Genomic DNA, 14,143 nt, shown 5'->3' on the forward strand with positions numbered 1-14,143 from the left:
TCCTGCCGACAGAATCTGTTTTTGGCACGCTGCGAAGCGCCGCCACCCAGCCTTGGAAGTGACGCCTGGATGACTACCCATATTCAACGCTCCGCCCTGCTGCCATACCCCGCCCAGGCGCTCTACGATCTGGTCAACGACGTGGCCAGCTACCCGCAGTTCCTGCCGTGGTGCTCGGCCGCGACGGTGATCGACAGCAGCGAAACGCACATGCGTGCCAAGCTCGAAGTGGCCAAGGGCGGCATGAGCCAGCACTTTGTGACGCGCAACGTGCTGGTGCCCGGGCAGTCCATCGAAATGAACCTGGAGGAAGGCCCCTTTACCCAGTTGCATGGGGTGTGGGTGTTCAAGCCTTTGGGCGAGAAGGCCTGCAAAATCAGCCTGGACCTGTCGTTCGACTATGCCGGGCCCATTGTGCGTGCCACGTTGGGGCCGCTGTTCAACCAGGCGGCGAATACCCTGGTCGATGCGTTCTGCCAGCGTGCCAAGCAGTTGAACGGCTGATCAGGCAGGCAGCAACAAAAAGCCCGGAACAAGTCCGGGCTTTTTTGTTGCTTTCGATTACCGGGTTTCCAGCGGTGCTGGCGTAGGCACCGGGGTGGTCTCGATGGTATCGATTTCGCGCTGGATGGCCTCTTCGGTCGAACCAGGCTTGGCGGGTTGCTCCGCCGGTTGCGTGGCGGGCTGCTCGGTTTGGCCTGGCTCGGTGCCGGGGCTGACCGTGGTATCGCTGCTGCCACCCAGAATTTCCTGGTCGCGGCTAACGCCTGGCATAAAGTCGCCAGACAGGCTGACCAGTTGGTCGCTGTCGTTGAAGAAAATGCTCATGCGCTCCTGCTGGCGTTGGCCGCCACCAGGCTGCAGGCTGTACAGGTAATCCCAACGGTTGGTGTTGAAAGTGTCCTGAATCAGCGGGTTGCCCATGATAAACCGCACTTGCCGTCGGGTCATTCCCGGGCGCAATTGGTCTATCATGTCCTGCGTGACGACATTGCCCTGCTGGATGTCGATTTTGTAAACCCCGGGAAACGAGCAACCGGCGAGTGCGAGCAGTCCCGCGAGGGCGAGGCTGTTTAGCAAGAGCTTGGTGTTTTGCATCGGTGGGCGACTTCCACTATCTTGGCTGGACAACGTAAACCCCGATCATACCCGTATTAAGAGAAGCTGCGAAGCAGCATCGGCGAGAAAGCTGACCATGGTTGAAAATAGCGAATTACGCAAAGCCGGTCTCAAGGTAACCCTGCCTCGAGTCAAGATCCTTCAGATGCTCGACTCTGCCGAGCAGCGTCACATGAGCGCCGAGGATGTCTACAAGGCGCTGATGGAGGCTGGCGAGGACGTTGGCCTGGCTACCGTGTACCGCGTACTGACCCAGTTCGAAGCGGCGGGTCTGGTGGTTCGCCACAACTTCGACGGCGGTCATGCGGTATTCGAACTGGCCGATGGCGGTCACCACGACCATATGGTCGACGTGGATACCAGTGAAGTCATCGAGTTCATGGACGCCGCCATCGAGAAGCGTCAGCGTGAAATCGTGGAGGAACACGGTTTCGAGCTGGTGGACCACAATCTGGTCCTGTACGTGCGTAAGAAGAAGTAACGATTCAATCGTTATGGACAGCAAAGGCGACCTTCGGGTCGCCTTTGTGCTTTTTGGGGTCTTGAGGTTTTGAGGGCGACGCTGGCCCTTGTGGGAGCGGCCTTGTGTCGCGAAAAGGCCGCTCCTAACAAGGCGCGCGCCGGGCTTGTATGGCGGCATTAAGCCTTGCTGGTGACCACCATCTTGCGCGCATGCGCCAGGGATTCCTTCGTGAGGTCGATGCCGCCCAGCATGCGTGCGACTTCTTCCACGCGCTCGCGCTTGCCCAGGCTGGCCACGGCGGTGTGGGTGGTGTCGCTGTTGCGCACCTTGTGCACGAACAGGTGGTGGTGCCCCTGCGCTGCCACCTGCGGCAGGTGGGTCACGGTCAGCACCTGGCCGCGTTCACCCAGCCGGCGCAGCAACTGGCCGACGATTTCCGCGGTGGGCCCGCCGATACCCACATCCACTTCGTCGAATACCAGCGTGGGAATGCGCGAGGTCTGTGCCGTGATCACCTGGATCGCCAGGCTGATGCGTGACAGTTCGCCACCCGACGCAACCTTGGCCAGGCCCTTGAGGGGTTGCCCCGGGTTGGCGCTGACCAGCAGCTCGATCTGCTCCAGGCCATGCGGCGAGAGTTCCGTACCCTCGTGCGGGGTCAGCTCGATACGGAAGCGCCCGCCAGGCATGCCCAGGCGCTGGATTTCCTGTTCCACCGCCACCGCCAACTGCTGGGCGGCCTGCCGGCGCAGGGCGCTGAGTTCGCTGGCCCGCTCTTTATAGTGCTGGGCGTACGCAGCCAGCTCTTCGCCCAGCTGTTCAATCGATTCATCGCTGGCGTTCAGGCCTTCCAGCTCTTCCATCAGTTGCTGCTGCAGGTGGGGCAGCTCGGTCGGGTGCACACGGTGTTTGCGCGCCAGGGTATAGATGGTGTCGAGGCGCTCCTCCAGTGCCTGCAGGCGCATCGGGTCGGCATCGAAGTTGTCCAGGAAGCGGTTGAGCTCACCCACCGCTTCTTCAACCTGGATCTGCGCGCTGGCGATCAGGTTGGCCGCCTCGGTCAGCGCCTTGGGCGACTGGGTGGCGGCGCCGAGGCGGTTGAGGCTGGCGGTGAGGGCGCTGAGCACATTGCCCGAATCACTTTCGCTGCACTGGTCAATGACCTGGCGGCAGATACCGAACAGGGCTTCGGCGCTGGTCAGGTTCTTGTGTTCCTGCTCCAGCTGTTCCAGCTCGTGCTCGCCGAGGGCGAGGTTGTCCAGCTCTTCCAGCTGGTAGCTGAGCAGTTGATGGCGGGCGCGCTGCTCGTCACCGGAGTTGGACAGGCGCTCCAGTTCCAGGCGGGTTTGCTGCCAGCGTTTGGCGGCCAGTTGCACCTGGCGGGCCAGGTCGACAGCACCGGCGTACTCGTCTAGCAGGCGGCGGTGGGTGTCGGTTTTCAGCAGCGACTGGTGCTCATGCTGGCTGTGGATGTCGATCAGCAGTTCGCCCAGGGCCTTGAGGTCGCCGAGCGGGCACGGGGTGCCGTTGATGTAGCCCCGGCTGCGCCCTTCGGCGGTGATGACCCGGCGCAAAATGCACAGACCGTCGCTATCCATGTCGCGCTCGGCCAGCCAGCTGTGCGCCTCGGGGATGTCCACCAGGTCGAAGGTGGCCAGGATATCGGCCTTGTCGGTGCCAGGGCGCACCACGCCGCTGTCGGCCCGGTCGCCCAGGGCCAGGCCGAGGGCGTCGAGCATGATCGATTTGCCAGCGCCGGTTTCGCCCGTGATGACGGACATGCCGCGGGCGATTTCGAGGTCGAGGTGTTCGACGATGGCGTAGTTGTGAATGGACAGGTGCACCAGCATGGGGGGCGGCTCCCGAAAAGTCAGGTCTGGTTATTTATACAGTACTTTTTTCGGGCCTGCCAATGCCTCTTGGCGGATTCTGTTTGTGCCTGAAAACCCGCTTGCCCCTTGAAGCTGGTTTTTCCGGCCCCATATAGCCGACAACCAAGGCGAGCCTGGCTCGCAGTCCACAAAATTGCGCAGGAGAGACCCCATGGCTGACGAACAGCTGAACGAAAAAGACCTTAATGTTGAAGAAACCGGTGCCCAAGCCACTGCGGATGCCCGTGTTCTGGAACTCGAGGAACAGCTGGCCGCCGCCAAGGACCAATCGCTGCGCGCCGTGGCCGACTTGCAGAACGTGCGCCGCCGCGCCGAGCAGGATGTCGAGAAAGCCCACAAGTTCGCCCTGGAGAAGTTCTCCAGCGACCTGCTGCCGGTGATCGACAGCCTGGAGCTGGCCCTGGCCCACTCCAGCGCCGAGGATGAAAACGTCAAGCAGATCCGCGAAGGCGTGGAGCTGACCCTGAAAATGTTCCAGGACACCCTCAAGCGCTACAACCTCGAAGCGGTCGACCCGCATGGCCAGCCGTTCAACCCTGAGCACCACCAGGCCATGGCCATGCAGGAAAGCGCTGACGTAGAGCCTAACAGCGTGTTGAACGTGTTCCAGAAGGGCTACCTGCTCAACGGCCGCCTGCTGCGCCCCGCCATGGTGGTGGTCAGCAAGGCGCCGAGCGCGGCGCAACCCTCGATCAATGAAAAGGCTTGAAATCCGTCGGGGCATCCCCATCTAGGTGTCAAGCCTTCAAGTATTACCGCAGTTGGCCAAATTAGTCGCTGCTACCAAATTCAAGTTTCGGGAGAGTTAACATGGGCAAGATCATCGGTATCGACCTGGGGACCACCAACTCGTGCGTCTCTATTCTGGAAAACGGTAACGTCAAAGTCATCGAAAACGCCGAGGGTGCGCGTACTACCCCTTCGATCGTGGCCTACGCCAACGATGGCGAAATCCTGGTTGGCCAGTCGGCCAAGCGCCAGGCCGTCACCAACCCGCACAACACCCTGTTCGCCGTGAAGCGCCTGATCGGCCGCCGCTTCGAAGAAGACGTCGTGCAGAAAGACATCAAGCTGGTGCCCTACAAAATCGTCAAGGCCAACAATGGTGACGCTTGGGTACAAGCGGGCGGCAAAGACATGGCACCGCCGCAAATCAGCGCTGAAGTGCTGAAGAAAATGAAGAAAACCGCCGAAGACTACCTCGGCGAGGCCGTGACCGAAGCGGTAATCACCGTGCCGGCCTACTTCAACGACAGCCAGCGCCAGGCTACCAAAGACGCCGGCCGCATCGCGGGCCTGGACGTAAAACGTATCATCAACGAGCCGACCGCCGCTGCACTGGCCTACGGCATGGACAAGGCCAAGGGCGACCACACCGTCATCGTCTATGACCTGGGTGGTGGTACCTTCGACGTGTCGGTCATTGAAATTGCCGAAGTCGACGGCGAGCACCAGTTCGAAGTACTGGCTACCAACGGCGACACCTTCCTGGGTGGCGAAGACTTCGACATGCGCCTGATCGACTACCTCGTCGACGAGTTCAAGAAAGAGTCGGGCATGGACCTGAAGAACGATCCACTGGCCCTGCAGCGTCTGAAAGAAGCTGCTGAAAAAGCCAAGATCGAGCTGTCGTCCGCTCAGTCGACCGACGTCAACCTGCCGTACATCACTGCAGATGCCACCGGTCCGAAGCACCTGAACGTGAAAATCTCCCGCGCCAAGCTGGAGTCGCTGGTCGAAGACCTGGTTACCCGTACCATCGAGCCATGCCGCGTAGCGCTGAAAGACGCCGGCATCGACGCCAGCAAGATCGACGACGTGATCCTGGTCGGTGGCCAGACCCGTATGCCGCTGGTGCAGAAGGCCGTTGCTGACTTCTTCGGTAAAGAAGCCCGCAAGGACGTCAACCCGGACGAAGCCGTGGCCATGGGTGCTGCCATTCAGGGTGCGGTACTGGCAGGTGACGTGAAAGACGTGCTGCTGCTGGACGTCAGCCCGCTGACCCTGGGTATCGAAACCATGGGCGGCGTGATGACTTCGCTGATCGAGAAGAACACCACCATCCCGACCAAGAAGTCGCAGGTGTTCTCGACTGCCGACGACAACCAGGGCGCTGTGACCATTCACGTGCTGCAGGGTGAGCGTAAGCAGGCTGCGCAGAACAAGTCGCTGGGCAAGTTCGACCTGGCCGACATTCCGCCAGCGCCACGCGGTGTGCCGCAAATCGAAGTGACCTTCGACATCGACGCCAACGGCATCCTGCACGTCAGCGCCAAAGACAAGGCCACCGGCAAGTCGCAGTCGATCGTGATCAAGGCCAACTCCGGCCTGTCGGACGAAGAAATCGAGCGCATGGTGCGTGACGCCGAGGCCAACGCTGAGGAAGACCGCAAGTTCGAAGAGCTGGCTGCTGCCCGTAACCAGGGTGATGCGCTGGTTCACTCGACCCGCAAGATGGTCGCTGACGCCGGTGACAAGGTTACCGCTGAAGAGAAAACCGCCATCGAGGCTGCCGTGGTTGCCCTGGAAGCCGCTGTCAAAGGCGACGACAAGGCCGCCATCGACGCCAAGGTCGAAGAGCTGTCCAAGGTCTCTGCCCCGGTTGCCCAGAAGATGTACGCCGAGCAGTCGGCCGAACAGCCTCAGGGTGGCGCGCAGCAGGCCGAGCCGGAAGCCAAGCACGATGACGTGGTTGACGCCGAGTTCGAAGAAGTCAAAGGCGACGACAAGAAGTAATCGTTGCATGTTGTCGGCCAGTTCACCGTGGTTTGTCGGTGAACTGGTAGGATGTCGCCGCGCGGGGGCTTGCTCCCGCGTTGGCGTATCTGGAATTCGAGAATTTTTACAGCATCTGTCAGCGGCCCCGGTGGGCGAGCGCAGGTGCTGATGGCGTGGCGCAGATGCCACACGCCCAACAAGGTGCAAATGACCTATGTCCAAGCGTGATTATTATGAGGTTCTGGGTGTCGAGCGCGGCGCCACCGAGGCAGACCTCAAAAAGGCTTATCGCCGTCTGGCGATGAAATACCACCCGGACCGCAACCCGGGCGATAAAGAGTCCGAAGACAAGTTCAAAGAGGCCAACGAGGCCTACGAAGTGCTGTCTGATGCCAGCAAGCGCGCGGCGTTCGACCAGTATGGCCATGCCGGTGTCGACCCGAGTATGGGTGGCGGCGGCCCTGGTTTCGGTGGCGCAAACTTCTCCGACATCTTCGGCGATGTGTTCAGCGACTTCTTCGGCGGTGGCCGCGGTGGCGGACGCGGTGGCGCCCAGCGTGGCAGCGACCTGCGTTACACCCTGGAGCTGAACCTGGAAGAAGCGGTGCGCGGCACTACGGTCAGCATCCGTGTGCCGACCCTGGTCAACTGCCAGCCGTGCGATGGCTCCGGCGCCAAGAAGGGCTCCACCCCGTCGACCTGCCCCACCTGTGGTGGCATCGGCCAGGTCCGCATGCAGCAGGGCTTCTTCTCGGTGCAGCAAACCTGCCCGCGTTGCCATGGCCAGGGCAAGATCATCACCGACCCTTGCACCTCGTGCCACGGCGAAGGCCGCGTCGAGGAATACAAGACCCTGTCGGTCAAGGTGCCGGCCGGTGTCGATACCGGTGACCGCATCCGCCTGTCGGGTGAAGGCGAGGCCGGCACCCATGGTGGCCCGACCGGCGACCTGTATGTGGTGATCAGTGTGCGTGAGCACGAGATCTTCCAGCGTGACGGCAAGCACCTGTACTGCGAAGTGCCGATCAGCTACACCGATGCTGCCCTGGGCGGCGAGCTGGAAGTGCCGACCCTCGATGGCCGCGTGAAGCTGCGTATTCCGGAAGGCACCCAGACCGGCAAGCAGTTCCGCTTGCGCGGCAAGGGTGTGGCGCCGGTGCGCGGTGGTGGTGCCGGTGACCTGCTGTGCCGTGTGGCGGTGGAAACCCCGGTCAACCTCAGCCGCCGCCAGCGCGAACTGCTCGAAGAGCTGCGTGATTCGCTGGAAGGCGACAGCTCGCACTCGCCCAAGGCCAGTGGCTGGTTCGATGGCGTGAAGCGCTTCTTCGGCGATCTCTGACAAGGAAAAGGCTATGCGACGTATTGCAGTGATGGGCGCGGCAGGGCGTATGGGCAAGACCCTCATCGAGGCCGTGCAGCAGCAACCCGGCGCCGGGCTGACGGCGGCGGTCGACCGCCCGGACAGCTCGCTGGTCGGCGCCGATGCCGGTGAACTGGCGGCCCTGGGGCGCATTGGTGTGCTGCTGTCCGACGACCTGGCCAAGGTGGTGGACGAGTTCGACGTGCTGATCGATTTCACCCACCCGTCGGTCACCCTGAAGAACCTGGCGTTCTGCCGCAAGCACGGCAAGGCCATGGTCATCGGTACCACCGGTTTCACCGTCGAAGAAAAGCAGTTGCTGGCCGAGGCGGGCAAGGACATTCCAATCGTGTTCGCTGCCAACTTCAGCGTTGGCGTCAACCTGAGCCTGAAGTTGCTCGACATGGCGGCGCGCGTGCTGGGCGATGATGTGGATATCGAAATCATCGAGGCGCACCACCGCCACAAGGTCGATGCCCCTTCGGGTACGGCGTTGCGCATGGGTGAAGTGGTTGCCAACGCGCTGGGCCGCGACCTGCAGGAAGTGGCCGTGTATGGCCGTGAAGGGCAGACTGGCGCGCGCGACCGCAAGACGATCGGCTTTGCCACTGTACGTGCCGGCGATGTGGTCGGTGATCACACCGTGCTGTTCGCTGCAGAAGGCGAGCGCCTGGAGATCACCCACAAGGCCTCCAGCCGCATGACCTTCGCCAAGGGCGCGGTGCGTGCGGCGCTGTGGCTCGACGGGCGTGAGCCTGGCCTGTACGACATGCAAGATGTGCTTGATCTGCGTTAAGCAGTGAGGGCTGTGTTGGGTTATTCGCGGGTTTGCCCGCTCCTACAGGTTTTGTGCAAGGCCCAAGCCCTGTGGGTGCGGGCAAGCCCGCGAAGAAGCCAACACAATAGTCAGCCTGTCGCATCGATGTGTTTTAGAGGCACATATGCGGTAGACCGAAAACGCACTTTTCTGTAAGCTACAGCTTTAGTGTGTCCACTAAAAGCGCGCAGCGAATTGAATTCAGCACATGAAAGCGGGGTGACGTGTCCATACGTCACTCCGCTTTTTTGCAACCTGCGATCGCCCTTTCATGCTTGATTTACGGGAGGTCTTCTTGACAAAGCCAGCCATACTCGCCCTTGCCGACGGCAGTATTTTTCGCGGTGAAGCCATTGGTGCCGACGGTCAGACCGTTGGTGAGGTGGTATTCAACACCGCTATGACCGGCTACCAGGAAATCCTTACAGACCCTTCCTACGCGCAGCAAATCGTCACCCTGACCTACCCGCACATCGGCAACACCGGTACCACCCCGGAAGACGCCGAGTCCAACCGCGTGTGGTCCGCCGGCCTGGTCATCCGTGACCTGCCGCTGCTGGCCAGCAACTGGCGCAACACCCAGTCGCTGCCGGAGTACCTCAAGGCCAACAATGTGGTTGCCATCGCCGGCATCGACACCCGTCGCCTCACCCGCATCCTGCGTGAGAAGGGCGCCCAGAACGGCTGCATCCTGGCGGGTGACAACATCAGCGAAGAGGCGGCCATCGCCGCTGCCCGCGGTTTCCCGGGCCTCAAGGGCATGGACCTGGCCAAGGTGGTTTCCACCAAGGAACGCTACGAGTGGCGCTCCAGCGTGTGGGAGCTGAAAACCGACAGCCACCCGACCATCGACGCGGCCGACCTGCCCTACCACGTGGTGGCCTTCGACTACGGCGTCAAGCTGAACATCCTGCGCATGCTGGTTGCCCGTGGCTGCCGCGTGACCGTGGTGCCGGCCCAGACCCCGGCCAGCGAAGTGCTGGCGCTCAACCCGGACGGCGTGTTCCTGTCCAACGGCCCTGGCGACCCCGAGCCGTGCGACTACGCCATCCAGGCCATCAAGGAAATCCTCGAAACCGAGATTCCGGTATTCGGCATCTGCCTGGGCCACCAGTTGCTGGCGCTGGCCTCCGGTGCCAAGACAGTGAAAATGGGCCATGGCCACCACGGTGCCAACCACCCGGTGCAAGACCTGGACACCGGCGTGGTCATGATCACCAGCCAGAACCACGGCTTTGCCGTTGACGAAGCCACCCTGCCGGGCAATGTCCGCGCCATCCACAAGTCGCTGTTCGACGGCACCCTGCAGGGTATCGAGCGTACCGACAAGAGCGCGTTCAGCTTCCAGGGCCACCCTGAAGCGAGCCCAGGCCCGACCGACGTCGCGCCACTGTTCGATCGTTTCACCGATGCCATGGCCAAGCGCCGCTGAGCATCCTGCTTCAAGGCCCCGGGCCGGCACACGCCGCGCCCGGCAGCGCCTGACCCAGATTGTTCAAAGCGGCTTGCCGACTGACCCCGGATTTGAGTGACCACCATGCCAAAACGTACAGACATCAAAAGCATCCTGATTCTCGGCGCTGGCCCGATCGTGATCGGCCAGGCCTGTGAATTCGACTACTCCGGCGCCCAGGCTTGCAAAGCCCTGCGCGAGGAAGGTTTCCGCGTCATCCTGGTGAACTCCAACCCAGCCACCATCATGACCGACCCGGCCATGGCCGACGCCACCTACATCGAGCCGATCAAGTGGCAGTCGGTGGCCAAGATCATCGAGAAAGAGCGCCCAGACGCCGTGCTGCCGACCATGGGTGGCCAGACTGCACTGAACTGCGCCCTGGACCTGGAGCGCCACGGCGTTCTGGAAAAGTTCGGCGTAGAGATGATCGGTGCCAACGCCGACACCATCGACAAGGCCGAAGACCGCTCGCGCTTCGACAAGGCCATGAAGGACATCGGCCTGGAGTGCCCGCGTTCGGGTATCGCCCACAGCATGGAAGAGGCCAATGCGGTGCTGGAGAAGCTGGGCTTCCCTTGCATCATCCGCCCGTCGTTCACCATGGGCGGCACTGGCGGCGGTATTGCCTACAACCGTGAAGAATTCGAAGAAATCTGCACCCGTGGTCTGGACTTGTCGCCAACCAAGGAACTGCTGATCGACGAATCGCTGATCGGCTGGAAAGAGTACGAGATGGAAGTGGTCCGCGACAAAAAGGACAACTGCATCATCGTCTGCTCCATCGAGAACTTCGACCCGATGGGCGTGCACACCGGTGATTCGATCACGGTTGCCCCGGCGCAGACCCTGACCGACAAGGAATACCAGATCATGCGCAACGCCTCGCTGGCGGTGCTGCGTGAAATTGGTGTGGAAACCGGCGGTTCCAACGTGCAGTTCGGTATCTGCCCGAACACCGGCCGCATGGTCGTGATCGAGATGAACCCGCGCGTTTCGCGTTCCTCGGCACTGGCGTCCAAGGCTACCGGCTTCCCGATCGCCAAGATCGCCGCCAAGCTGGCCATCGGCTACACCCTCGACGAGCTGCAGAACGACATCACCGGCGGCCGTACCCCGGCCTCCTTCGAGCCGTCGATCGACTACGTGGTCACCAAGCTGCCGCGCTTCGCCTTCGAGAAATTCCCCAAGGCCGACGCCCGCCTGACCACCCAGATGAAGTCCGTGGGTGAAGTCATGGCCATCGGCCGTACCTTCCAGGAGTCGCTGCAGAAAGCCCTGCGTGGCCTGGAAGTCGGCGCTTGCGGCCTCGACCCGAAAGTCGACCTGGCCAGCCCGGAAGCTGCCAGCATCCTCAAGCGCGAGCTGACCGTGCCGGGTGCCGAGCGTATCTGGTATGTCGCCGACGCCATGCGTTCGGGCATGACCTGCGAAGAAATCTTCAATCTGACCGGCATCGACATGTGGTTCCTGGTGCAGATGGAAGACCTGATCAAAGAAGAAGAGAAGGTCAAGACCCTGGCCCTGTCGGCCATCGACAAGGACTACATGCTGCGCCTCAAGCGCAAGGGCTTCTCTGACCAGCGCCTGGCCAAGCTGTTGGGTATTACCGACAAGAACCTGCGCCGCCACCGCCACAAGCTCGAAGTGTTCCCGGTGTACAAGCGCGTCGACACCTGCGCCGCCGAGTTCGCCACCGACACCGCCTACCTGTACTCCACCTACGAGGAAGAGTGCGAGGCCAACCCGTCGACCCGTGACAAGATCATGATCCTGGGCGGTGGCCCGAACCGTATCGGCCAAGGTATCGAGTTCGACTACTGCTGCGTACACGCGGCCCTGGCGCTGCGTGACGACGGTTACGAGACCATCATGGTCAACTGCAACCCGGAAACCGTTTCCACCGACTACGACACCTCCGACCGCCTGTACTTCGAGCCGCTGACCCTGGAAGACGTGCTGGAAGTGTGCCGCGTCGAGAAGCCCAAAGGCGTGATCGTGCACTACGGCGGCCAGACCCCGCTGAAACTGGCGCGCGCCCTGGAAGAGGCCGGTGTGCCGATCATCGGTACCAGCCCGGACGCCATCGACCGCGCCGAAGACCGCGAGCGCTTCCAGCAGATGGTCCAGCGCCTGAACCTGCTGCAGCCGCCAAACGCGACCGTGCGCAGCGAAGAAGAGGCCATTCGTGCCGCCGGCAGCATCGGCTACCCGCTGGTCGTGCGCCCATCCTATGTACTGGGTGGCCGTGCCATGGAGATCGTCTACGAACTGGACGAGCTCAAGCGCTACCTGCGTGAGGCTGTTCAGGTTTCCAACGACAGCCCGGTACTGCTCGACCACTTCCTCAACTGCGCCATCGAAATGGACGTGGATGCGGTGTGCGACGGTACCGACGTGGTCATCGGCGCGATCATGCAGCACATCGAACAGGCCGGCGTTCACTCCGGTGACTCGGCATGCTCGCTGCCACCTTACTCGCTGAGCAAGGGCGTGCAGGACGAAGTGCGCGAACAGGTCAAGAAAATGGCCCTGGAGCTGGGCGTGGTCGGCCTGATGAACGTGCAGCTGGCCCTGCAGGGCGACAAGATCTACGTGATCGAAGTCAACCCGCGTGCATCGCGTACCGTGCCGTTCGTGTCCAAGTGCATCGGCACTTCCCTGGCCATGATCGCGGCCCGCGTCATGGCTGGCAAAACCCTCAAAGAGCTGGGCTTCACCCAGGAAATCATCCCGAACTTCTACAGCGTCAAGGAAGCCGTCTTCCCGTTCGCCAAGTTCCCAGGGGTTGACCCGATCCTCGGCCCTGAGATGAAATCGACCGGTGAGGTCATGGGTGTTGGTGACAGCTTCGGTGAAGCCTTCGCCAAGGCCCAGATGGGTGCCAGCGAAGTGCTGCCTACTGGCGGCACCGCGTTCATCAGCGTGCGTGACGACGACAAGCCACAAGTGGCTGGCGTTGCCCGTGACCTGATCGGCCTGGGCTTCGAAGTGGTTGCTACTGCCGGCACCGCCAAGGTTATCGAGGCGGCTGGCCTGAAAGTGCGCCGCGTGAACAAGGTGACCGAAGGCCGCCCGCACGTGGTCGACATGATCAAGAACGACGAAGTGTCGCTGATCATCAACACCACCGAAGGCCGCCAGTCGATCGCCGACTCCTACTCGATTCGTCGCAATGCGCTGCAGCACAAGATTTACTGCACCACTACCATTGCGGCTGGTGAAGCCATCTGCGAGGCGTTGAAATTCGGTCCAGAGAAGACTGTTCGTCGCCTGCAGGATCTGCATGCAGGACTCAAAGCATGAGCATTACCAAATACCCGATGACCGTCCAGGGCGCTCGCGCCCTGGAAGAGGAGCTGACCTTCCTGAGCAAGACCGAGCGCCCGCGCCTGAGCCAAGCCATTGGTGAAGCGCGTGAGCTGGGCGACCTCAAGGAAAACGCCGAATACCATGCCGCGCGTGAAGAGCAGGGCATGGTCGAGGCGCGTATCCGCGATATCGAAGGCCGCCTGCAGAACTCGGTGGTGATCGACGTCACCACCATCGCTCACACCGGCAAGGTGATTTTTGGCACCACCGTGGTGCTGGCCAACACCGAAACCGATGAAGAAGTGACCTATCAGATCGTTGGCGAAGATGAAGCCGATGTGAAGAAAGGCAAGCTGTCGAACAGCGCCCCGATTGCCCGTGCCATCATTGGCAAGGAAGAAGGGGATACCGTTGTCGTCAAGACGCCTAACGGTACGGTCGAGTACGAGATTGTCGAAGTCAAACACATCTGACCGGCGCCTGCGGGCGCCATCCCTCGAGGGGATCCTCTGGCAACTGGCCCAGGTGTTCTGGGTCGGTGGCCTGTGGGTGTTCCATGTGGGGCTGGTGCCTGCGCTCAAGGTCAGTGGCCTGGCGCCGCTGCTGGTGCAGGATATCGCCGGGCAGATCGACCGCTGGTTGATCGGCGTGGCGTTGCTTGGCTTGTTGGCCCAGCTGGCTGTGCTGGCAAGGGTGGAAGGCCTGGCGGCCTGGTGGCGGCAGTTTCGCGGCCAGATGCTGTTGCTCGGCTTCGGTGCGTGTGTGGGGTACTACACCCTGCGTTACGGCATTTCCGTTGGCGAGCGCTGGCAGATGTTCTGCTTCCTGGTGCTGGGCTTCTCCGGCATCGTGCTGGTGGCCCAGCCGGTGCCGGTCAAAGCCCGGCGCTAGCCCAGGCTGTTGCAGTCCCTTGTAGGAGCGGCCTTGTGTCGCGATGGGCTGCGAAGCAGCCCCCAGATATCAGCTTAACCAAAGATATTGCAGGGGGCCGCTTCGCAGCCCATCGCGA

The 14,143-nt window shown here is 62.0% G+C and carries 12 protein-coding genes; 10 read left to right on the plus strand and 2 right to left on the minus strand.

Annotated elements, in window-relative coordinates:
- Positions 1-69: 69 nt before the first annotated feature.
- Positions 70-504: a type II toxin-antitoxin system RatA family toxin gene (locus tag DMX12_RS17995; RefSeq protein WP_009685329.1), complete on the plus strand. Its 435-nt coding sequence runs from the start codon at positions 70-72 to the stop codon at positions 502-504.
- A gap of 57 nt (positions 505-561) precedes the next feature.
- Here DMX12_RS17995 and DMX12_RS18000 read toward each other — a convergent pair whose 3' ends face one another.
- The gene (locus DMX12_RS18000) at positions 562-1,098 is read right to left on the minus strand and encodes an outer membrane protein assembly factor BamE (protein WP_009685330.1); all 537 of its coding nucleotides are present in this window, start codon (positions 1,096-1,098) and stop codon (positions 562-564) included.
- A gap of 97 nt (positions 1,099-1,195) precedes the next feature.
- On the opposite strand from DMX12_RS18000, the gene fur reads away from it, so the two are divergent.
- The gene (gene fur, locus DMX12_RS18005; RefSeq protein WP_009685331.1) at positions 1,196-1,600 is read left to right on the plus strand and encodes a ferric iron uptake transcriptional regulator; all 405 of its coding nucleotides are present in this window, start codon (positions 1,196-1,198) and stop codon (positions 1,598-1,600) included.
- A 158-nt stretch (positions 1,601-1,758) separates the two neighbouring features.
- Here the strand turns inward: fur and recN are convergent, their stop codons facing one another.
- The gene (gene recN / locus DMX12_RS18010) at positions 1,759-3,432 is read right to left on the minus strand and encodes a DNA repair protein RecN (RefSeq protein WP_110679051.1); all 1,674 of its coding nucleotides are present in this window, start codon (positions 3,430-3,432) and stop codon (positions 1,759-1,761) included.
- Positions 3,433-3,625: 193 nt separating this feature from the next.
- Here recN and grpE point away from each other — a divergent pair, with 193 nt between their 5' ends.
- The 8 genes from grpE to DMX12_RS18050 all read left to right on the plus strand — a co-directional run bounded on the left by grpE (position 3,626) and on the right by DMX12_RS18050 (position 14,025).
- Positions 3,626-4,183 (plus strand): nucleotide exchange factor GrpE, encoded by a 558-nt coding sequence (grpE, locus tag DMX12_RS18015; RefSeq protein ID WP_009685333.1) that lies wholly within the window; start codon positions 3,626-3,628, stop codon positions 4,181-4,183.
- 101 nt (positions 4,184-4,284) lie between these two features.
- On the plus strand, positions 4,285-6,210 hold the full coding sequence (dnaK, locus tag DMX12_RS18020; protein WP_054912825.1) for a molecular chaperone DnaK: 1,926 nt from the start codon (positions 4,285-4,287) through the stop codon (positions 6,208-6,210).
- A gap of 196 nt (positions 6,211-6,406) precedes the next feature.
- Positions 6,407-7,531, plus strand: a complete 1,125-nt coding sequence (dnaJ, locus tag DMX12_RS18025; protein ID WP_009685335.1) for a molecular chaperone DnaJ — start codon at positions 6,407-6,409, stop codon at positions 7,529-7,531.
- A 13-nt stretch (positions 7,532-7,544) separates the two neighbouring features.
- Complete coding sequence (dapB, locus tag DMX12_RS18030) at positions 7,545-8,348, plus strand: 4-hydroxy-tetrahydrodipicolinate reductase (RefSeq protein ID WP_009685336.1); 804 nt, start codon at positions 7,545-7,547, stop codon at positions 8,346-8,348.
- 316 nt (positions 8,349-8,664) lie between these two features.
- Entirely contained in the window at positions 8,665-9,801 is a 1,137-nt protein-coding gene (gene carA, locus DMX12_RS18035; RefSeq protein WP_003249935.1) for a glutamine-hydrolyzing carbamoyl-phosphate synthase small subunit, read from the plus strand.
- A gap of 105 nt (positions 9,802-9,906) precedes the next feature.
- Entirely contained in the window at positions 9,907-13,128 is a 3,222-nt protein-coding gene (gene carB / locus DMX12_RS18040) for a carbamoyl-phosphate synthase large subunit (protein WP_110679052.1), read from the plus strand.
- Positions 13,125-13,607 carry a transcription elongation factor GreA gene (gene greA / locus DMX12_RS18045; RefSeq protein WP_029885744.1) on the plus strand — a complete coding sequence of 161 codons (483 nt, stop codon included), beginning with the start codon at positions 13,125-13,127 and terminating at the stop codon, positions 13,605-13,607. The genes carB and greA overlap by 4 nt, the downstream gene beginning before the upstream one ends.
- Positions 13,585-14,025 carry an MFS transporter gene (locus DMX12_RS18050; RefSeq protein ID WP_110679053.1) on the plus strand — a complete coding sequence of 147 codons (441 nt, stop codon included), beginning with the start codon at positions 13,585-13,587 and terminating at the stop codon, positions 14,023-14,025. Before greA ends, DMX12_RS18050 begins: the two co-directional genes overlap by 23 nt.
- Positions 14,026-14,143 lie beyond the last annotated feature (118 nt).

It is taken from the genome of Pseudomonas sp. MB-090624 (assembly GCF_003205245.1).
Classification (GTDB): Bacteria; Pseudomonadota; Gammaproteobacteria; order Pseudomonadales; family Pseudomonadaceae; genus Aquipseudomonas; species Aquipseudomonas juntendi.

Excerpts from the sequence above, each read along its gene's own strand:
- dnaK (WP_054912825.1), top strand. The coding sequence starts at position 4,285 with ATGGGCAAGATCATCGGTATCGACCTGGGGACCACCAACTCGTGCGTC.
- recN (WP_110679051.1), bottom strand. The coding sequence starts at position 3,432 with ATGCTGGTGCACCTGTCCATTCACAACTACGCCATCGTCGAACACCTC.
- carB (WP_110679052.1), top strand. The coding sequence starts at position 9,907 with ATGCCAAAACGTACAGACATCAAAAGCATCCTGATTCTCGGCGCTGGC.
- dnaJ (WP_009685335.1), top strand. The coding sequence starts at position 6,407 with ATGTCCAAGCGTGATTATTATGAGGTTCTGGGTGTCGAGCGCGGCGCC.
- grpE (WP_009685333.1), top strand. The coding sequence starts at position 3,626 with ATGGCTGACGAACAGCTGAACGAAAAAGACCTTAATGTTGAAGAAACC.
- fur (WP_009685331.1), top strand. The coding sequence starts at position 1,196 with ATGGTTGAAAATAGCGAATTACGCAAAGCCGGTCTCAAGGTAACCCTG.
- greA (WP_029885744.1), top strand. The coding sequence starts at position 13,125 with ATGAGCATTACCAAATACCCGATGACCGTCCAGGGCGCTCGCGCCCTG.
- dapB (WP_009685336.1), top strand. The coding sequence starts at position 7,545 with ATGCGACGTATTGCAGTGATGGGCGCGGCAGGGCGTATGGGCAAGACC.
- DMX12_RS17995 (WP_009685329.1), top strand. The coding sequence starts at position 70 with ATGACTACCCATATTCAACGCTCCGCCCTGCTGCCATACCCCGCCCAG.
- DMX12_RS18000 (WP_009685330.1), bottom strand. The coding sequence starts at position 1,098 with ATGCAAAACACCAAGCTCTTGCTAAACAGCCTCGCCCTCGCGGGACTG.